The sequence below is a fragment of the Streptomyces sp. NPDC045998 genome (genome assembly GCF_056430285.1).
In genome coordinates, this window is record NZ_JBWKLJ010000002.1 from 594,065 (window position 1) to 613,354 (window position 19,290).

Annotated in this window: 17 protein-coding genes and 1 pseudogene; 11 read left to right on the plus strand and 7 right to left on the minus strand. The window is 73.4% G+C overall.

Features of this window, described 5'->3' with window-relative positions:
* The first annotated feature begins 178 nt into the window (after window positions 1-178).
* Window positions 179-997: an SAM-dependent methyltransferase gene (locus AC07FJ_RS07640; RefSeq protein WP_479046384.1), complete on the plus strand. Its 819-nt coding sequence runs from the start codon at window positions 179-181 to the stop codon at window positions 995-997.
* Entirely contained in the window at window positions 994-3,192 is a 2,199-nt protein-coding gene (locus AC07FJ_RS07645) for a putative bifunctional diguanylate cyclase/phosphodiesterase (RefSeq protein WP_479046386.1), read from the plus strand. The genes AC07FJ_RS07640 and AC07FJ_RS07645 overlap by 4 nt, the downstream gene beginning before the upstream one ends.
* On the opposite strand, the gene AC07FJ_RS07650 is transcribed toward AC07FJ_RS07645, so the two are convergent.
* Window positions 3,132-4,064 carry a LysR family transcriptional regulator gene (locus tag AC07FJ_RS07650; protein ID WP_479046389.1) on the minus strand — a complete coding sequence of 311 codons (933 nt, stop codon included), beginning with the start codon at window positions 4,062-4,064 and terminating at the stop codon, window positions 3,132-3,134. The two genes, AC07FJ_RS07645 and AC07FJ_RS07650, sit on opposite strands and share 61 nt — an antisense overlap.
* A gap of 96 nt (window positions 4,065-4,160) precedes the next feature.
* Here AC07FJ_RS07650 and AC07FJ_RS07655 point away from each other — a divergent pair, with 96 nt between their 5' ends.
* From AC07FJ_RS07655 to melC2, 5 genes are all read left to right on the plus strand, one after another.
* Window positions 4,161-4,865: a succinate dehydrogenase cytochrome b subunit gene (locus AC07FJ_RS07655; RefSeq protein WP_479046392.1), complete on the plus strand. Its 705-nt coding sequence runs from the start codon at window positions 4,161-4,163 to the stop codon at window positions 4,863-4,865.
* Window position 4,866: 1 nt separating this feature from the next.
* Entirely contained in the window at window positions 4,867-6,813 is a 1,947-nt protein-coding gene (locus tag AC07FJ_RS07660; protein WP_479046394.1) for a fumarate reductase/succinate dehydrogenase flavoprotein subunit, read from the plus strand.
* Window positions 6,810-7,559, plus strand: a complete 750-nt coding sequence (locus AC07FJ_RS07665) for a succinate dehydrogenase/fumarate reductase iron-sulfur subunit (protein WP_479046396.1) — start codon at window positions 6,810-6,812, stop codon at window positions 7,557-7,559. The genes AC07FJ_RS07660 and AC07FJ_RS07665 overlap by 4 nt, the downstream gene beginning before the upstream one ends.
* A gap of 309 nt (window positions 7,560-7,868) precedes the next feature.
* Window positions 7,869-8,297, plus strand: a complete 429-nt coding sequence (gene melC1 / locus AC07FJ_RS07670; protein ID WP_479046398.1) for an apotyrosinase chaperone MelC1 — start codon at window positions 7,869-7,871, stop codon at window positions 8,295-8,297.
* 17 nt (window positions 8,298-8,314) lie between these two features.
* Window positions 8,315-9,142, plus strand: coding sequence for a tyrosinase MelC2 (melC2, locus tag AC07FJ_RS07675; protein WP_479046399.1), 828 nt, complete (start codon window positions 8,315-8,317; stop codon window positions 9,140-9,142).
* 96 nt (window positions 9,143-9,238) lie between these two features.
* Here the strand turns inward: melC2 and AC07FJ_RS07680 are convergent, their stop codons facing one another.
* Window positions 9,239-10,252, minus strand: a complete 1,014-nt coding sequence (locus tag AC07FJ_RS07680) for an MsnO8 family LLM class oxidoreductase (RefSeq protein ID WP_479046402.1) — start codon at window positions 10,250-10,252, stop codon at window positions 9,239-9,241.
* Between the two features lie 68 nt (window positions 10,253-10,320).
* Between AC07FJ_RS07680 and AC07FJ_RS07685 the strand changes: the two genes are divergently transcribed.
* Window positions 10,321-10,809 carry a phosphatase domain-containing protein gene (locus tag AC07FJ_RS07685; protein WP_479046404.1) on the plus strand — a complete coding sequence of 163 codons (489 nt, stop codon included), beginning with the start codon at window positions 10,321-10,323 and terminating at the stop codon, window positions 10,807-10,809.
* Between the two features lie 31 nt (window positions 10,810-10,840).
* On the opposite strand, the gene AC07FJ_RS07690 is transcribed toward AC07FJ_RS07685, so the two are convergent.
* A complete protein-coding gene (locus AC07FJ_RS07690) occupies window positions 10,841-11,068 on the minus strand; it encodes a dodecin (RefSeq protein ID WP_479046407.1) in 228 nt (75 codons plus the stop codon).
* 268 nt (window positions 11,069-11,336) lie between these two features.
* On the opposite strand from AC07FJ_RS07690, the gene AC07FJ_RS07695 reads away from it, so the two are divergent.
* The 3 genes and pseudogenes from AC07FJ_RS07695 to AC07FJ_RS07705 all read left to right on the plus strand — a co-directional run.
* A complete protein-coding gene (locus tag AC07FJ_RS07695; RefSeq protein WP_479046409.1) occupies window positions 11,337-12,596 on the plus strand; it encodes an extracellular solute-binding protein in 1,260 nt (419 codons plus the stop codon).
* 755 nt (window positions 12,597-13,351) lie between these two features.
* The gene (locus AC07FJ_RS07700) at window positions 13,352-14,170 is read left to right on the plus strand and encodes a GNAT family N-acetyltransferase (RefSeq protein WP_479046411.1); all 819 of its coding nucleotides are present in this window, start codon (window positions 13,352-13,354) and stop codon (window positions 14,168-14,170) included.
* Window positions 14,170-14,751, plus strand: a pseudogene (locus AC07FJ_RS07705) (lysophospholipid acyltransferase family protein); the annotation flags it as partial. The gene AC07FJ_RS07700 and the pseudogene AC07FJ_RS07705, both read left to right, overlap by 1 nt.
* Window positions 14,752-14,924: 173 nt before the next feature.
* On the opposite strand, the gene egtD reads toward AC07FJ_RS07705, so the two are convergent.
* From egtD to egtA, 4 genes are read right to left on the minus strand one after another with little or no spacing between them, the layout of a single operon-like run.
* On the minus strand, window positions 14,925-15,917 hold the full coding sequence (egtD, locus tag AC07FJ_RS07710; RefSeq protein WP_479046413.1) for an L-histidine N(alpha)-methyltransferase: 993 nt from the start codon (window positions 15,915-15,917) through the stop codon (window positions 14,925-14,927).
* Window positions 15,914-16,675 (minus strand): ergothioneine biosynthesis protein EgtC, encoded by a 762-nt coding sequence (gene egtC / locus AC07FJ_RS07715; RefSeq protein ID WP_479046415.1) that lies wholly within the window; start codon window positions 16,673-16,675, stop codon window positions 15,914-15,916. Before egtC ends, egtD begins: the two co-directional genes overlap by 4 nt.
* The gene (egtB, locus tag AC07FJ_RS07720; protein WP_479046417.1) at window positions 16,675-17,985 is read right to left on the minus strand and encodes an ergothioneine biosynthesis protein EgtB; all 1,311 of its coding nucleotides are present in this window, start codon (window positions 17,983-17,985) and stop codon (window positions 16,675-16,677) included. The genes egtC and egtB overlap by 1 nt, the downstream gene beginning before the upstream one ends.
* Window positions 17,982-19,286 (minus strand): ergothioneine biosynthesis glutamate--cysteine ligase EgtA, encoded by a 1,305-nt coding sequence (gene egtA / locus AC07FJ_RS07725; protein WP_479046419.1) that lies wholly within the window; start codon window positions 19,284-19,286, stop codon window positions 17,982-17,984. Before egtA ends, egtB begins: the two co-directional genes overlap by 4 nt.
* Window positions 19,287-19,290 lie beyond the last annotated feature (4 nt).

Sequence of the window (19,290 nt, forward strand, 5' to 3'; positions counted from 1 at the left end):
CCCCGTCCCACACCGCCCGTACGCTGCTCGAACTCCGCACGTGCCAAAGGCGTGTGACCAAGAACGGACCGCTATTTTCCGTTTCCTCTCGCCCTCCTGGCGGGCGATCAGTAGCCTCGGCTCGAACACCGGCCATGAACACGGCCGCAACCCCCGTGGCTACTTGTTGGAGACATCGATGGAGCGTCCCGCCTGGGTCCCGCCGGGTATCGACATTTCGGTGCCGAGCGTGTCCCGCATCTACGACTACTACCTGGGCGGCTCGCACAATTTCGAAGTAGACCGGGAAGCCGCCCGCAGGGCCATGGAGTTCATGCCTGGCCTGCCCAAGATCATGCAGTCGAACAGGGCGTTCATGCGCCGCGCGGTGCGGTACGCCGTGAGCGAGGGCATCACCCAGTTCCTCGACATAGGCTCCGGCATCCCCACCTTCGGCAACGTCCACGAGATCGCCCAAGGTGCCCGCCCCGACGCCCGCGTGGTGTACGTCGACCACGATCCCGTCGCCGTCGCCCACAGCAAGGCCGTCCTGGAGGGCAACGAGCACGCCGCCGTCGTCGCCGCCGACCTGCGCAAGCCCCAGGACATCCTCGCCGCTCCGGAGACGACCGCGCTGCTCGACCTGGACCGCCCGGTCGCACTGCTGCTCGTGGCCGTCCTGCACTTCCTGGAGGACGCCGACGACCCGCAGCGCTCCGTCGCCGAGCTGCGCGACGCCCTGGCGCCCGGCAGCCTGCTGATCGTCACCCACGCCTCGTACGAGGGCGTCCCCGTACCCCAGGAGCGGGCGGGCGGCGCGGTGGGCGTCTACCGCGACATCCGCAACCCGCTCGTCATGCGCTCGCGGCCGGAGGTCGAGCGGTTCTTCGACGGCTTCGAGCTCGTCGAGCCCGGCGTCGTGTCGATGCCGCACTGGCGGCCCGAGCCCGACAGCCCGGTCGAGCACGAGGATCCATACGCCTTCGCGGGCTTCGCAGGGGTGGGGCGCAAGGCGTGAGCGTGCCGCCGCAGGAATCCGGCGCCGGCTCCGGCGCGGAGCCGGACGGCCTCGAGGACAGACTCCGGCGGTTCGCGACGATCTGGAGCCGGGCGATCTTCCCGGTCACCGCCACGTCGCTGACCCGCCCCGAATTCGAACGGCATCTGCTGCCGCTCGCCCGGGAGCTGAGCGGCGCTCTGCACGCCCGGCCGTTCGACCCGGCGCCCGCGCACGGCGTCGGCGCCGCCCTGGTGGCCGCCCACTGCACCGACCCCGACGCGCTCAGCCGCACCCTCGGCGTGGTCGACTCGTACCTGGTGCTGTACTGCCGGGACGCCGAAGCGCCGCCGGGCCCGCCCGGGCCGCCCGACCTCCCCGCCGAGGAGCTCCGGGCCCGCTGCGCCCGGCTCCAGCACGCCCTGGCCGCCGGTTTCGCCCAGGCGCTGCGCGAGCGCACCCGCACCGAGCAGGAGTCCATCGCCCGCTCGGCGCTCTCGGCCCGCAGCTTCGCCGAACGGGCGCTGCACGCCAGCGAGGCCCGCTTCCGGGCGGTCTTCGAGGGCGCGGCCATCGGCATCGGCATCGCCGACCTCGAAGGCAACGTCCTGGAGGTCAACGGGGCCCTCACCCGCATGTTCGGCGGCCTCGAGCGCCATGTGCGCGGCCGCAAGGTGACCGAGTGGGTCCACCCCGAGGACGCCCCGCACGTCTGGAACCTCTACGGCGAGCTCGTACGCGGCGAACGCGACCACTTCCGCGTCGAGAAGCCCTTCTACCGGGGCGACGGGACCGTCCTGTGGACCAACCTCACCGTCTCCCTGCTGCGGGACACCGAGGGCAACCCGCAGTACACCCTGGCGCTGATGGAGGACACCACCGAACGCCGCCTGCTGAACCTGCGGCTGCGGTACGAGGCGACCCACGACGCGCTCACCGGGCTGCCCAACCGGACGCTGTTCTTCGAGCGGCTCGACAAGGCCCTCTCGGCCGGGGACGGCGCCCGCTTCGGGCTCTGCTACCTCGACCTGGACGGCTTCAAGGCCATCAACGACAGCCTCGGCCACGCGGCCGGCGACCGGCTGCTCGTGGAGGTCGCCGACCGGCTCCAGTCGGTCGCGACCCGGCCGGGGGAGATGGTCGCCCGCCTCGGCGGCGACGAGTTCGTGGCGCTGACCACCGGCACGGACACCGAGCGGCAGGCCGACGAGCTCGCCCACCGCATCCTCGCCGCCCTCGCCACGCCCATCCGGCTGGACGGCCGGGAGCTCACCGTGCGCGGCAGCGTCGGCATCGTCGAGGGGCCGGCGGGGGAACGCGGCTCCGCGGAGGTGCTGCGCAGCGCCGACATCACCATGTACCGGGCCAAGTCGGCGGGCGGCAACCGCTTCGAGCGGGCCGACCCGGAGGCCGACGCCCGCGCCATCACCCGGCACGGGCTGACCACCGCGCTGCCGGCGGCGCTGGAGCGCGAGGAGTTCTTCATCGAGTACCAGCCGCTCGTCCACCTCGGCGACGGCAGCGTGCACGGCGCCGAGGCACTGGTGCGCTGGTGCCACCCGCAGCACGGGGTGCTCGGCCCCGACCGGTTCATCCCGCTCGCCGAGCACACCGGGCTCATCGTGCCGCTCGGGCGCTGGGTGCTCCAGGAGGCGGTCCGCCAGGCCAGGTTCTGGAACCGGCGCCACTCCGACGGCGGGCCCCTGCGGATCAACGTGAACCTGTCGCCGACGCAGCTGCACCACACCGGCCTGGTCGCCGACATCGTCGACGTACTGGACCGCTTCGGGCTGGAGCCCGGGGCGCTGTGCCTGGAGGTGACCGAGTCGGCCCTGATCGGCGCCGACGAGGACCTGCTCAAGCCGCTGCGGCAGCTGGCCGAGATGGGCGTGGACATCGCCCTGGACGACTTCGGCACCGGCTACTCCAACCTGGCCAACCTGCGCCGCCTGCCGGTGAGCGTGCTGAAGCTGGACCGCTCCTTCACCCAGGGCATGCAGCGGCACCCGGCCGACCCCGTCGACCTCAAGATCGTCGAGGGGATCGTCTCCCTCGCCCACAGCCTGGACCTCGCGGTGACGGTGGAGGGCGTGGAGACCGGCGTCCAGGCCGAGCAGCTGCGGGAGCTGGGCTGCGACACCGCCCAGGGCTGGTACTACGCCCGTCCGGGCGCCCCCGACCGGATCCACTCGCTGGTGCTGGCCGACGCGGTCTGAGACCGCAGCAGGACCTTCTGGAGCTCGCGCGCCGCCCGCGGCGGTGCCACGTCGCTGCGGTGCGCGAGCGCGATCGTCCGGCGCAGACCGGGCCGCGCCAGGGCCGTCACCCGCAGGTCGCGGCCGGCCCTGGCCGCCACCATGCTCGGTACGACGGCCACCCCGAGCCCCGCCCGTACGAAGCCGAGCACCGCGTCCATCTCGCCGCCCTCGACCGTGAACGACGGCTCGAAGCCCGCGGCCCGGCACGCCGCGACCGTCAGCTCCCGCAGGTCGTAGCCGTGCCGGAACATCACCAGCGGCTGGTCGCGCAGATCGGAGATCCGCACCGGGCGGCGCGGTGGCGGCGAGGCCGCGGACGACACCACCACCAGGTCCTCCTGGAGCAGCTCGATGGTGGTGAGCGCGGGGGAGGGGGTCGGCAGCGGCAGCACCACCAGCGCCAGGTCGAGCGCGCCGCGCGCCAGCTCCCGTACGAGATCGTGGGAGCCGCTCTCCTCGATCAGCAGCTGGATCCCCGGATGCAGGTCGTGGAAGGTGCGCAGCACATCGGGGAGCAGGCCGGTGCACAGGCTCGGCGTCGCGCCCAGCCGCACCCGCCCGCGCCGCAGCTGCGCCACCTCCTGCACCTCGTGGCGCGCGGTGTCGGTGTCGGCGAGGATGCGGCGGGCCAGCGGCAGCAGCGCCTCGCCCGCGTCCGTGAGCGCGATGTTGCCCCGGGCCCGGCTGAACAGCTCCGCGCCCAGCTCCTTCTCCAGCGCCCTGATCTGCTGCGACAGCGACGGCTGGGAGACGTGCACGCGCTCGGCGGCGTGCGTGAAGTGCCGGGTCTCGGCGACCGCCACGAAATAGACGAGCTGCTGGAACTGCATATCTCCACGATAGGCCCGCTCGATAGCCGCTCGCTATGGAGATCAGCGGCACCATGTCTTGGACCTCTCACCCCTGCCCCGCCTAGCGTCGCGTGCATGGCTCTGGCAACGCGGACGGATCGACAACCGTCCCTCACGCGCACCTTCTGGCGATCCACCGTCGGCAAGAAGACGGTCATGGCCGTCAGCGGGCTGATCATGATCGGCTACCTCGTCGCGCACGTGATGGGCAACCTGAAGGTCTTCTTCGGCCCCGGCGAGTTCAACGCGTACGGCCACTGGCTGCGGACCATGGGCGCGCCGGTGCTGCACCACGAGTGGGGCCTGTGGATCGCCCGCGTGGTGCTGCTCACCGCCGTCGTCGCCCACGGCGTCTCGGCGTACCAGCTGAGCCGGCGCGACATCAAGGCGCGCCCGACCGCGTACGCGCACAAGCGCCGCCGCGCGAGCTACGCGACCCGCACCATGCGCTGGGGCGGGGTGATCGTGGCGCTCTTCATCGTCTGGCACATCCTGGACCTGACGACGCTCACGGTGAACCCGAACGCCCAGGCCGGCCACCCGTACGAGAACGTCGTGGCGACCTTCTCCACCTGGTACGGCAACGTCATCTACATCGTCGCGATGCTCGCCGTCGGGCTGCACATCCGGCACGGCTTCTGGTCGGCCGCCCAGACCCTCGGCGTGGGCAACGCCACCCGCGACCGCGCGCTGAAGGCCCTCGCCAACGGGCTCGCGCTGGTGCTGACCGCGGGCTTCGTCTCCGTACCCGTCGCCGTCATGACCGGAGTGGTGAGCTGACATGAGCTACCTCGACTACACGACCGGCGAGCCGGTGGTCGACAAGGCGGCCCCCGAGGGCCCCATCGCCGAGCGCTGGGACCGGCGCCGCTTCGAGGCGAAGCTGGTGAACCCCGCCAACCGGCGCAAGCACACGATCATCGTCGTCGGCACGGGCCTCGCGGGCGGCTCCGCCGGTGCGACGCTGGCCGAGCAGGGCTACCACGTCGTCCAGTTCTGTTACCAGGACTCGCCGCGCCGCGCCCACTCCATCGCCGCGCAGGGCGGCATCAACGCCGCGAAGAACTACCGCAACGACGGCGACTCCGTCCACCGCCTCTTCTACGACACCGTCAAGGGCGGCGACTTCCGCGCCCGCGAGTCCAACGTGCACCGCCTCGCGCAGATATCGGTGGAGATCATCGACCAGTGCGTCGCCCAGGGCGTGCCCTTCGCCCGCGAGTACGGCGGCCTCCTCGACACCCGCTCCTTCGGCGGCGTCCAGGTCTCCCGCACCTTCTACGCCCGTGGCCAGACGGGCCAGCAGCTGCTCCTCGGCGCGTACCAGGCCCTGTCCCGGCAGATCGCGGCCGGGAACGTCGAGCTGCACCCGCGCACCGAGATGCTCGACCTGATCGTGGTCGACGGTCGGGCACGCGGCATCGTCGCCCGGAACCTGATCACCGGCGAGATCACGACCCACTTCGCGGACGCGGTGGTGCTGGCCTCCGGCGGTTACGGCAACGTCTTCTACCTGTCGACGAACGCCATGAACTCCAACGCCACCGCCGTGTGGCGGGCGCACCGGCGCGGCGCGTACTTCGCCAACCCCTGCTTCACCCAGATCCACCCCACCTGCATCCCGCGCACCGGCGACCACCAGTCCAAGCTGACTCTGATGAGCGAGTCGCTGCGCAACGACGGCCGCATCTGGGTGCCGAAGGCGAAGGGCGACACCCGCCCGCCGCACGAGATCCCCGAGGAGGAGCGCGACTACTACCTGGAGCGCATCTACCCCTCCTTCGGCAACCTCGTCCCGCGTGACATCGCCTCCCGCGCCGCGAAGAACGTCTGCGACGAGGGCCGCGGCGTCGGCCCCGGCGGCCAGGGCGTGTACCTGGACTTCGCGGACGCCATCCAGCGGATGGGACGGGCTGCCGTCGAGGCGAAGTACGGCAACCTCTTCGACATGTACCAGCGGATCACCGACGAGGATCCGTACGAGGTGCCGATGCGGATCTACCCCGCCGTGCACTACACGATGGGCGGCCTGTGGGTCGACTACGACCTCCAGACCACCGTCCCGGGCCTCTTCGCCATCGGCGAGGCGAACTTCTCCGACCACGGCGCGAACCGCCTCGGCGCCTCCGCGTTGATGCAGGGCCTCGCCGACGGCTACTTCGTCCTGCCGTCCACCATCAACGACTACCTCGCCCGCAACCCGCTGACGGACCCGGTCACGGCCGACCACCCGGTGGTACGGGACGTGGTCGGGGAGACCGAGGACCGGCTGGCCCGGCTGCTCGCCGTCGACGGCGACCGTACCCCCGACTCGTTCCACCGCGAACTGGGCGAGCTCATGTGGGAGTTCTGCGGCATGGCCCGCTCCGATGAGGGCCTGCGCAAGGCGCTGGAGCGGATCCCCGCCATCCGCGAGGAGTTCTGGCGCCGGATCAAGGTGCCGGGCACCGGCGAGGAGCTCAACCAGTCGCTGGAGAAGGCCAACCGCATCGTCGACTACCTGGAGCTCGCCGAGCTCATGTGCCTCGACGCGCTGCACCGCACCGAGTCCTGCGGCGGCCACTTCCGCGAGGAGTCCCAGACGCCGGACGGCGAGGCGGCCCGCAAGGACGAGGAGTTCTCGTACGCCGCCGCCTGGGAGTTCGGCGGCACCGGCGAGGCGCCCGTCCTGCACAAGGAAGACTTCGTCTTCGAGTACGTCCACCCCACCCAGCGGAGCTACGCATGAAGCTCAAGTTGCGCGTCTGGCGCCAGAAGAACGCCGACGCCCCCGGCGCCATGGCCACCTACGAGGTGGACAACATCTCGTCCGACATGTCCTTCCTGGAGATGCTCGACACCCTCAACGAGGAGCTCATCCTCCGCGGCGAGGAACCGGTCGCCTTCGACCACGACTGCCGCGAGGGCATCTGCGGCGCCTGCTCGCTCGTCATCAACGGCGACGCCCACGGGCCGGAGCGCACCACCACCTGCCAGCTGCACATGCGGTCCTTCCGGGACGGCGACACCATCGACGTCGAGCCGTGGCGCGCCGCCGCCTTCCCGGTGGTCAAGGACCTGGTGGTGGACCGGTCCGCCTTCGACCGGATCATCCAGGCCGGCGGCTACATCAGCGCCCCCACCGGCTCCGCGCCCGAGGCGCACGCCACGCCCGTGCCCAAGGCGGACGCGGACTTCGCCTTCGAGCACGCCGAGTGCATCGGCTGCGGGGCGTGCGTGGCGGCCTGCCCGAACGGCTCGGCGATGCTGTTCACCTCGGCGAAGGTCAATCACCTCAACGTGCTGCCGCAGGGCGCGCCGGAGCGCGAGACGCGGGTGCTCGACATGGTGGCCCAGATGGACTCCGAGGGCTTCGGCGGCTGCACGCTGACCGGCGAGTGCGCGACGGCCTGCCCGAAGGGCATTCCGCTGCCGTCGATCGCCGCCATGAACAAGGAGTGGCTGCGCGCCACGCGCAAGGTGCGGCGCAGCTGATACGGGCATGATTCAAGCCACTTCACGGGCGTGACCCGGGCCACGCGCATCGCCCCGGAACGGAAGATTCTCCACGAGATGGCCACATTCTCCGCAAGAATTTCCGTCCGGGGCGAACGTGTGTCCGTGAACAGCAAGATCAACTTCGTTGAATTGTGCACCGAAGGTGGTGGGTTGTCCGTATCGCGGCCAACCCGCGCCTGCGGAATTCCAGGCTCCGAGAACCCCCTGTAGGCATGGGACGTGCCGGGGGCACATGACCAAGCCCCCGGTGCCGAAACACCACCGCACCACCAGGGGGTAATAGTCATGTCCAGAATCAGCCGCCGCCAGGCCCTGAGCGTCACCGCGGGCGCGGCACTCGGCCTCGCCGCCGCAGGCCGCGCGACCGCCGCGCCGGAGAGCGCCGCCTCCGGTACGACCACGTCCGGCAGGGCCGCCGCCGCGTCGGCGCACGGCTCCGGCCCCGCGCCCTTCGACGAGATATTCCTGGGCCGTCGCATCCAGGGCGGCTCCACGCAGAGCGGGGGCGGACACGACGGGGGACACCACGGAGGCCACGGCTCCGGCTACTCCGTGCGGATCGACGGCGAGGAACTGCACGTCATGCAGAACGCCGACGGCACCTGGATCAGCGTGATCAACCACTACGAGCCGGTCGCCACGCCCCGCGCAGTGGCCCGCGCCGCCGTCCGCGAACTCCAGGGCGCCTCGCTCGTCCCCCTCGCCACGTCCTGAACCGGAGCCGCACCACCATGACCGTACGCAAGAACCAGTCCCAGCTCACCGCCGCCGAGAAGAAGCGTTTCATCGACGCGGTGCTCGAACTCAAGCGCAGTGGCCGGTACGACTCCTTCGTCTCCACCCACAACGACTTCATCATGAGCGACACCGACAGCGGCGACCGCGTCGGCCACCGCTCGCCGTCGTTCCTGCCCTGGCACCGCCGATTCCTGCTCCAGTTCGAGCAGGCGCTCCAGGCCGTCGACCCGGCCGTCGCCCTGCCCTACTGGGACTGGACCGCGGACCGCACGGCGTCCTCCTCCCTCTGGGCGCCCGACTTCATGGGCGGCACCGGCCGCGCCCGCGACGGCCAGGTCATGGACGGACCGTTCGCCGCCTCCGGGGGCCGCTGGACCATCACCGTCCGCGTGGACGGCCGCGACTACCTGCGCCGCGCGCTCGGCGCGAGCGGCCGCCAGCTGCCCACGCGCGCCGAGACCGACTCGGTCCTGGCCATGGCGACGTACGACATGGCGCCCTGGAACAGCTCCTCCGACGGCTTCCGCAACCACCTCGAAGGCTGGCGCGGCGTCAACCTGCACAACCGCGTCCATGTCTGGGTCGGCGGCCACATGGCCACCGGGGCCTCCCCGAACGACCCCGTGTTCTGGCTGCACCACGCGTTCATCGACAAGCTGTGGGCCGACTGGCAGGCCCGCCACCCCGGCTCCCCCTACCTCCCGGCCGCCGGCACCCCGAACGTCGTGGACCTGCGCGACACCATGCGCCCCTGGAACGACGTGACCCCGGCGGACATGCTGGACCACACCCGCCACTACACCTACGACACGGCGGCCTGAGCCGCCGCGCCCCCTCGCGGGCCCGGCGCCGGTGTGGTGCCGGGGTCCGCGAGGCGGGTGCCGATTCGCGTGTGCGCCAGGCCCGCGAGGGCGGTTTCAGCGCGGGGCCAGGCCCGCGAGGCGGGCGAGGCGGCGGTAGGAGTCCACCAGCGCCGCGCCGTCGTACGTACTCGTCGTCACCAGCACCTCGTCCGCGCCGGTCTCCTTCACTGCCTCCTCCAGCGCGTCCCGCACCTGCTCCTCGGTGCCGTGGATGTGCCCCCGCAGCCCCGCCTCGTAGAACTCCCGCTGTTTCGGCGTCATCTCCAGGCCCGCGACCCGCTCCGGCGGCGCGAGCGGCGGGAAGTCGCCCTTCGTGCGGGAGTACGCCAGCGACCACGCCTCCGGCGTCAGCAGCCGCGCCGCCTGCTCCTCGCTCTCCGCGACCACCACCGTGCCGGCCACGACGACGTACGGCTCCTCGGCCCACGCGGACGGGCGGAAGGCGGCCCGGTACCGCTCGATCGCGGCCACCACCTTCGGCCGCCCCTTCAGGTCGCCTATCACCAGCGGCAGGCCGGCCGCCGCGGCGATCTCCGCGCCCTCACCGGTGGCCAGGACGAACGGCGGCACCCGCAGACCCTCGGCGGGACGCGCGCGCACCCGGGGGTGCGCCGACTGCGTACCGTCGAACCAGCCCAGCAGCTCCGCCAGCTGGGCGGCGAAATCGTCGGCGTCCTCCTTGTCCCGGCCGAGGGCCCGCCGTATGCCGTCCGTGAAGCCCACCGAACGGCCCAGCCCCATGTCGATCCGGCCCGGGAAGAGCGACTCCAGCACCCCGAACTGCTCCGCCACCACCAGCGGCTGGTGGTTCGGCAGCATCACCCCGCCCGTACCGACCCGGATCGTCCGCGTCGCGGCGGCGACGGCGGCCGCCAGCACGGTCGGCGCCGAACCGGCCACCCCCGGCACCCCGTGGTGCTCGGACACCCAGAACCGGTGGTAGCCGAGCGCCTCCACCTCCTGGGCGAGGCGCACCGTGTCGCGCAGCGCCTGGGGACCGTCCTGTCCCTCGCGGGTGCGGGAACGGTCCAGCACGGAGAACCTGGTCGAAGCGATCAATGAGCTCACGCCCCTTTCAACGCCTGGCGCGCGCGAGGATTCCCCACGGGGCCGGGGACGTGCCTACGCTGGGGCGCGTGACGCGAAACAGCAGGCCCCTGGCCGTCTTCGACCTGGACAACACCCTGTCCGACGCCCGCCACCGGCAGCGTTTCCTGGAGCGCAGGCCCCGCGACTGGGACGCCTTCTTCGCCGCGGCGCCACAGGACCCGCCGCTCGCGCGGGGCGTGGCCATGTGCCGGGAGGCGGCCGGCACGTGCGAGGTCGTCTACCTCACCGGGCGGCCCGAGCGGTGCCGGGCGGACACCGTGGCATGGCTGGCGGAACACGGCCTGCCCGAGGGCCGCATCCACATGCGGCGCAACGACGACCGGCGGCCGGCGCGCCACACCAAGCTGGAGACGCTGCGCAGGCTGGCGCAGCGCCGGGAGGTCCGCATGCTCGTCGACGACGACGAGCTGGTCTGCGACGCGGCCGAACAGGCGGGCTTCCCGGTCGTACGGGCCCGCTGGGCGGAGAGCTCGGACGAGCTGAAGCAGGCCCAGGAGAGGGAGGGCCGTACCTGAGCCGGAGGGCCGTCGGCCCTGAGCGGTGGGCTCAGGCGCCGTGCTCCGACGGCTCCTCCAGGCGGAAGCCGACCTTCATCCCGACCTGGTAGTGCGCGATCCGGCCGTCCTTGATGTGGCCCCGGACCTGCGTCACCTCGAACCAGTCGAGATTGCGAAGCGTCTCCGACGCGCGCGCGATGCCGTTGCGCAGGGCGTCGTCCACGCCCTCGTGCGAGGTGCCGACGATCTCGGTGACGCGGTAGGTGTGGTGCGACATGGAGGTCTCCTCGTTCGCCCGATGCCATCGCCCGGTGCCTTCGGCCGGAGCCTTCGCCCGGCGGTGCCTCCTTCCACGGTGCCCCACGGCGCCGGGGACCGCGAGGCGTCGGCGGCTCACGGGTGCGCACCCGGGTGCGCACCCGGGTGCGCACAGGGGTTGACCCGTTCATTGGTCCATACCAAAATCCAGCCATCACGCCCGTGGCGAATTCGTTCGCTTCCCCCCACGCCGGGTCCACTTCCTGTTCACGCAAAAGGTGCCCTACGTGAAGAAGCGCATCCTCGCCCGCGCCGCCGCGCTGACGACAGCCCTGGTCATGGCCATGACGGCGACCGGTTGCGGCGCCCTCGCCGGTGACCAAGCCGGTACGCCGACCGTCCGCGTCTGGCTGATGAAGGGCAGCGTCTCCGACGACTTCCTGGCGCGGTTCACCCGCGCGTACGAGGACGAACACGCCGTCGACCTCGAGATCACCCTCCAGGAGTGGACCGGCATCGGCAAGAAGGTCACCGCGGCCCTGCACAGCGGCGACGCCCCCGACGTCATCGAGGTCGGCAACACCCAGGTGGCCCGGTACGCCGCGACCGGCCTGCTGTACGACCTCACGCTCGAATCGGTCCGCGACCTGGGACAGGCGGACTGGCTGCCCGGTCTGAAGGAGCCCGGCAGCATCAACGGCGTCCAGTACGGCATCCCCTGGTACGCGGCCAACCGGGTGGTCATCTACCACAAGGACCTCTTCGCGGAGGCCGGCGTCACCACACCCCCGAAGACCCGCGACGAGTGGATCGAGGTCACCGAGAAGCTCGGCGGCGGCGGACGGCACGGCATCTACCTGGCGGGGCAGGACTGGTACACCCTCGCCGGGTTCATCTGGGACGAGGGCGGCGACCTGGCGGTGGAGAAGGGCGGTGAGTGGACCGGCGCGCTCGACACCCCCGCCGCCCTGCGCGGCATGGCCTTCTACCAGCGCCTCCAGGCGCTCGGCCCCGGCCCGAAGGGCGCGGACGAGGAGACCCCGCCCCAGGCCGGCGTCTTCGCCGAGGGCGATGTGGCCCAGATCATCGCGCCGCCGAGCGTCGCCGCCGCCATCGAGGAGCGCAACCCGGCCCTCAAGGGCAAGCTGGGCTTCTTCCCCATCCCCGGCAAGACCGCCGACACGCCCTGCGCCGTCTTCACCGGCGGCTCGGACCTGATCGTCCCGGAGAAGGCGAGGGAGCGGGACGCCGCCATCGAGGTCGTCACGGCGCTGGCGGGCGAGAAGTGGCAGACCGACCTCGCCCGGACCATGAGTTACGTGCCCAACAAGACCTCCCTGGCACGCGTCGTCGAGGGCCAGGAGGCCACCGCCGCCATGGCCGTGGGCGCGGCGCGCGGCCGGGCCACGCCGAATGCGCCCCAGTGGGCGGCGGTCGAGGAGGCCAACCCCATCAAGCCCTACATGACGGCCGTCCTGGAGGGCCAGGACCCGAAGCGGGCGGCGAAGGAGGCGTCGGACCGGATCACCCGGGCGCTCGCCCACTGACCGCCCCGCGCGCGGCCGGACCCGGGCGCGGGGCACGCGCCCGTGTCCGCGCGAGGAGCCCCCGCGCGGCCGACCCGCATCCGTGGCCGCACGCCGGAGCTTGGCGCGGCCGGCCCGCGCGTACGCGGTTGCCGGTGCCCGGCGGGGGACCCGCGTGCGTACTGGTTGCCGGTGTTGGTGTCGTCGGCCTGCGCGTACGCGATCGCCGGGGGCCCGGCGTGGGGCCCGCGTCCGTAGCCGCGCGGGAGGCCGGTGCGGCCGGCCTGCGTGTGTAGCCGGTTGCCGGAGGCCGGTGCGGCGCCCGCCCGCGTGCGCCCCGGCCGCCGGGGCTCGCTGCCGCCGGCCCGCGCGTACGCGGCTGCTGGAGCCCGCCGTGGGACCCGCGTCCGTAGCCGCGCGGGAGGCCGGTGCCGCCCGCCCCGCGTGCGTAGCCGGTTGCCGGAGGCCGATGCGGCGCCCGCCCGCGCAAACCCGGCCGCCGGAGGCCGGTGCGGCGCCCGCCCGCGTGCGCCCCGGTCGCCGGGGCCCGCTGTCGCCGGCCCGCGCGTACGCGGCTGCTGGAGCCCGCCGTGGACCCACGTCCGTAGCCGCGCGGGAGGCCGGTGCGGCCCGCCCCGCGCGTACCCGGGATTCAGCAGGCGCACATCCGCGCTCCGCCGGACGGTCATGTCGAATCCAGCCTGCCGCGGGAGAAGTAGGGGGCCGGGCCGGCGCAGTCGTGGCCCGCCGCCTTCCCTCCGGCAGAGGAGACCGCCATGACCGCATCCCCGACAGCCGCCCCCCTCCCGGTTCCCGCGGCCGCCCCCGCCCCGGTGCCCACCCCAGCGCCGGCTCACGCGGGACCCCGCCCCCGGTACGCCGTCTCCCTCGCCCGCGAGCAGGACGAGGTACGGGCGGCGCAGCGGCTGCGCCACCTGGTGTTCGCCGGGGAGCTGGGAGCCCGCCTCGACGGGCCGGAACCCGGCCTGGACGGCGACGCGTTCGACGCGTACTGCGACCACCTGCTGGTACGGGAGGAGGCGACGGGCGAGGTCGTCGGCACCTACCGGCTGCTGCCGCCCGACCGGGCCCGCGTCGCCGGGCGGCTCTACTCCGAGGGCGAGTTCGACCTCTCCCGGCTCGCCCCCATCCGCGACGACCTGGTCGAGGTCGGCCGCTCCTGCGTGCACCCCGCCCACCGCAACGGCGCCGTCATCTCCCTCATCTGGGCCGGCATAGCCCGCTACATGACCCGCACCGGACACGACTGGCTCGCCGGCTGCTGCTCCGTCCCGCTCGCCGACGGCGGCGCCCTCGCCGCCGCCACCTGGGACACGGTCAGGGCCCGCCACGTCGCGCCCGAGGAGTACTGGGTCACCCCGCACAAGCTCTGGTCCGCCGAGGGCGCGCCCCGCCACGCGGCCCGCACCGAACTCCCGCCCCTGCTGCGCGGATACCTCCGCCTGGGCGCCTGGGTGTGCGGGGCCCCGGCCCACGACCCCGAGTTCGGCGTCGCGGACCTCTACGTCCTGCTGTCGCTGCGCCGCACCAACCCCCGCTACCTGCGGCACTTCCTCTCCCTCGCCCCCGCCTGATGAACGCCTGGCTGCCCGCCTCCCCCTGCACCCCGGACCACTGCACCCGCCACCCCGGACCGCCCGCCCCGTTCCCGCGGGCCGTCCTCCGGCTGGCCGCGGGGGTCCTGGCCGTGCTCATCGGGGTGGTGTGCGCGCCGCTCACCGTGCCGCTCGGGCGGGCCGTACGAGGGCGTCTGACGCGGCTGTGGTGCCGGGCGGTGCTCCGCGCCTTCGGCGTGCGCGTACGGATCACCGGTACGCCCCCGGAAGGGACGGGCGCGCGGCTCGTGGTCGCCAACCACATCTCCTGGCTGGACATCCCGCTCGTCGCCGCCGTCCTGCCCGGCCGCATGCTGGCCAAGAGCGACGTGCGCCGCTGGCCCCTGCTGGGGGCGCTCGCCGCCCGGGGCGGCACCCTCTTCCTCGAACGCGACCGGCTGCGCGCCCTGCCCGCCACCGTCCGCGAGCTCGCCGTGGCGCTGCGCGGAGGCGCGCGCGTGGTCGTGTTCCCCGAGGGCTCGACCTGGTGCGGCCGCGCCGGAGGGCGCTTCCGCCCGGCCGCCTTCCAGGCGGCGCTGGACGCGGGCGCCGGCGTCCAGCCCGTACGCATCGCCTACGCGCCGGCCGGTCCGGCCGCCTTCGTCGGCGACGACCCGCTCACCGCCTCGCTGTGGCGGGTCGCGGCGGCCCGGGGGCTGACGGCGGAGATCCGGATCCTGCCCCCGATCCCCGCCGGCCGCCACCCCGACCGCCGCTCCCTGGCGCGCGCCGCTCAGGCCGCCGTAACCGGCGCCGCGGGCGTCGCCGGCGTGGCCAGCGACAGCGCGAACCTCCCCTCCGCGTCCGTCCACCAGTGCGTCAGCTCCAGCCCCGCGCCCGCCAGCTCCCGGCGTACGCCCTCCTGACGGAACTTCGCCGACACCTCCGTACGCAGCTCCTCGCCGGCCTCGAACGGCACCGCCAGATCCAGCTCCGGGATCTTCACGGTCACCGCCTCACGCGCGCGCAGCCGCATCTCGATCCACTCCCGCTCCCGGTCCCACACGGCCACGTGGTCGAAGTCGTCCGGATCGACGTCCGCGCCCAGCTCCCGGGCCAGGACGGACAGCACGTTCTTGTTGAAGTCGGCCGTCACCCCCGCCTCGTCGTCGTACGCCGCGACCAGCGTCCCTTCGTCCTTGACCAGATCGGTGCCCAGGAGCAGCCCGTCGCCGGGTTGGAGCAGCGTCCGTATGGAGCGCAGGAAGACGGCCCGCTCCTCCGGCAGCAGGTTGCCGATCGTGCCGCCGAGGAAGGCGACCAGACGCGGACCGGGGGTGCCCGGCAGGGCGAGCCCCCGGGTGAAGTCCGCGACCAGGGCGTGCACCTGGAGCCCGGGCCGCTCCGCGCTCAGCGCCTCGGCGGCACCGCGCAGCGCGCTCTCGCTGACGTCCACCGGCACATAGCCCTCCAGGCCCGGCACCAGCGCGTCGATCAGGTGGCGGGTCTTCTCGGACGAACCGGAACCGAGCTCCACCAGGGTGCGGGCCCGGGTGGCGGCGGCGATCTCACCGGCCCGGGCGATCAGGATCTCCCGCTCCGCGCGCGTGGGGTAGTACTCGGGCAGCCGGGTGATCTCCTCGAAGAGCTCACTGCCCCGCGCGTCGTAGAACCACTTCGGCGGCAGCTCCTTCGGCGTACGGGTCAGACCGTGCAGGACGTCGGCGCGCAGATCCGCCCCGGTGGCGTCCTCGGGCAGGGTGCGGGTCAGCAGGAACGGGCTCACGCGGGCGGCTCCTTGAGCGGGTTCGTCGATACGTCGGTACGGGTGGCGGTCAGCACGGTGCCGTCGGGCACCTCGCGCCACCGGGGATCGTCGTCGTACGGCTCCGAGGCCACGACCACGCGACGGCCGGGGCCGGTCAGATACCAGAGGGTGTCCCCCCAGGCGGTCGCGGTGATGGTCTCGCCGTCCGTGAGCAGCAGGTTCAGCCGCGACCCGGGGGCCGCGGCGGCGACCTCGTACACCGTGGCCGCCAGCGCGTCGGACGGCTCGTCCCCGGAGCGCAGCCGGTGCAGGACCAGCGCCCACACGAGCGCCGAGTCGTTCCGGGCCTCCAGGGACAGCAGCGCGTCCCCCGGCAGCTGCCGGGCCAGGGGCGCGAGGGAGCCCGGCCAGCCCCGCACCGCGCCGTTGTGGCTGAACAGCCACCGCCCGGCCGTGTACGGCGCGGCGGCGGCCTCCGCGTCGGCGCCCGACAGGGTGGCGTCCCGCACGGCGGCCAGCAGGGCACCGCTGCGCACCACCCTGGCCAGGTCGGCGAACGACAGGTCCGCCCAGATGGGCCCGGCGCGCCGGTAGCGGGCGGGAACCGGGTCCGCGCCCCCGTCCGCGTACCAGCCGATGCCGAAACCGTCCGCGTTGACCGTCCCGTGCCGCTGCCGGCGCGGCTCCCAGGACTGCCGGTACAGGCCGTGTGCCGGCTCCACGAGCACGTCCCCGAGCGGCACCTCCGGGCCGAGGTAGGCGAGGTGGCGGCACATCAGACGGCCTCCGCGTCCCGCGCCGTACGGAACCCGGCGAAGATCTGGCGCCGCACGGGCAGGTCCCAGTTGCGGAAGGTGCCCCGGCACGCCACCGGATCGACGGCGAAGGAACCGCCGCGCAGCACCTTGTGCGCCGGGCCGAAGAACACCTCCGAGTACTCGCGGTAGGGAAAGGCGACGAAGCCCGGGTACGGCAGGAAGTCGCTCGACGTCCACTCCCACACGTCGCCGATCAACTGCCGTACGCCCAGCGGCGACCGCCCCGCCGGGTAGCTGCCGGCCGGTGCGGGGCGCAAATGCCGCTGGCCCAGGTTGGCGTGCGCCGGGGTGGGGTCCTCGTCACCCCACGGGTAGCGGCGGGAGCGGCCCGTGACCGGATCGTGGCGGGCGGCCTTCTCCCACTCCGCCTCGGTCGGCAGCCGCCGGCCCGCCCAGCGGGCGTAGGCGTCGGCCTCGTACCAGCTGACGTGCACCACCGGCTCCTCCTCGGGCACCGGCTCGACGATCCCGAAGCGCCGCCGCAGCCACTGCCCGCCCTCACGGCGCCAGAACAGCGGCGCGCCGATGCCGTGGGTACGGATCTGCGCCCAGCCCTCGGGGGCCCACCAGCGCTCGTCGCGGTAGCCGCCGTCCTCGATGAAGGACAGGTACGCGCCGTTCGTGACGGGTACCGTGTCGATGAGGAAATCCGGCACCACGCGCGCGTGGGCGGGGCGTTCGTTGTCCAGCGCCCAGGGCTCGGCCGAGGTGCCCATGGTGAACGGCCCGCCCGGCACCAGCACCTCGGCCGGCAGTCCGCGCGTGTCCGTCGCCGGTGGCGGGGCGGGGGCGTCCAGCGCGGCCGGGCCGCGCCGCAGCTGATGCGTGATGAGCATGGTCTCGTCGTGCTGCTGTTCGTGCTGGGCGATCATCCCGAAGGCGAAGGCGGCGTCGGTCAGCGGCCGTCCTTCCAGCGGGGTGCGTTCGAGGACGTCCAGGGCCCGGCCGCGCACGTCGGCGGCGTACGCGCGTGCCTCCGCCGGGGCGAGCAGCGGCAGTGAGGGGCGGGTGGCCCTGGGGTGCTCGAAGGCGTCGTACAGCGAGTCGATCTCAGGACGCAGTGCCTCGCGGCCGGCGACGGCCCGCAGCAGCCACTGCTCCTCCTGGTTGGAGATGTGCGCCAGGTCCCACACCAGCGGGGACATCAAGGGGGAGTGCTGTGCGGTCAGTTCGGCGTCGTCCACGCAGTCGGTGAGCAGCGCGGTGCGCGCCCGGGCGGTGGTCAGCGCGTCGAGCGCCCGCCGCCGGAGCGTGTCGGGGTCGGTCATGTACGGACGTCCTTCCCGGGGGTGCCGGAGCCGGTCCCGGTGCCGGTCATGGGGGAGAGGTGGTCGTCTGCGGGGCACCGGCCCCGTATGACGTAGTGCTCGTGGAAGGCGGCCACCGTGTCCCGTACGGCCGGGGCGGCCCCCATGCGGGGCAGTGCCTCCAGGGCGAGCGCGAAGCACGAGACGGCGGCGGCGTGCAGCGCCGGGTGCGTGAGCCCGTCCCGGGCGGCGGTGGTCCACAGCGCGTCACGCGGCGGGCCGACGGGCCCGGTGTCGTCCAGCAGGGGGCCGACGGTGCGGTACGCCGCGTCGGCGGCCTCCGGGTCGTCGAACAGGGCGGCCGTGACGGCGAGCGGGACGATCCAGCCGTCCTCGCCGGACTGGGCGTCGATCATGCGTAGTTCGAGGTGGCCGCGCGGCCGTACGGGCGGGAAGAGGGTGGTCAGGTGGTAGTCGAGGTCGGCGCGGGTGGCGGGCCTGGGGCTCCGGTCGCGCAGCCACTGCCGGAACGTCAGGCCGTCCGGGACCGCCCACGGCCCGTCGTCGCCCCGCACGCACATCACCGGCGCGTCCAGCGCGTGCGCGGCCCACGCCGCGCGCGGTTCGGTGGCGAGGGGCGGCGCCATGCCCCGTACCGGGTCGAGCGCCGACCACAGCGACTGCCGCGTCGAACGCCACCCGGTGCGGGTGCCGTGCAGGGACGGCGAGTTGGCGAACGCGGCCACCAGGACCGGCCCGAGCGCGTGCGCCAGCCGCCAGCGCCGCTCGAACCCGAGCGGCCCGGGTTCCTCGTGCCCCGCGTCCAGACAGACCTGTACGGAGGCCGAGTCGCGCATCATGGCCCGTCCGGCCGGCCCCGACCGGTCGAGGTACGCCTCCATGGCGTCGTACCGCGGCTCGCGCAGCAGCCGGGCGCGCGGCGGCTGCCAGGGATCGGTGCCGAAACCGGCGAGGGTGAGGCCGAGACCGCCGAGCGCGCCGCGTACGGCGGCCAGATCGGCCGAGACGGTGGTGACGCACTCCATGAGGGAGGCCGCGGGCGGCGAGCTGAGCTCCAGCTGCCCGCCTGGTTCGAAGGTTAGCGCCGACCTCAGGGGCAGGGCGCGCAGCCGGGTGAAGGCGGCGCGCAACCGGTCGGCGGAGACGGTGAGTTGCGGGACGTGCGGTTCATGGACGAACCATTCCAGTTCGACCCCCGTGGTACGTGGAGGGCCTGTCTTGAAGCAGATGCATCGCAACAGGTCCTCGGCTTCGTCCTCGGAGAGCGGGGTGCCGCTCTCCGGCAGGTCGCGCGGTGGCATGGGA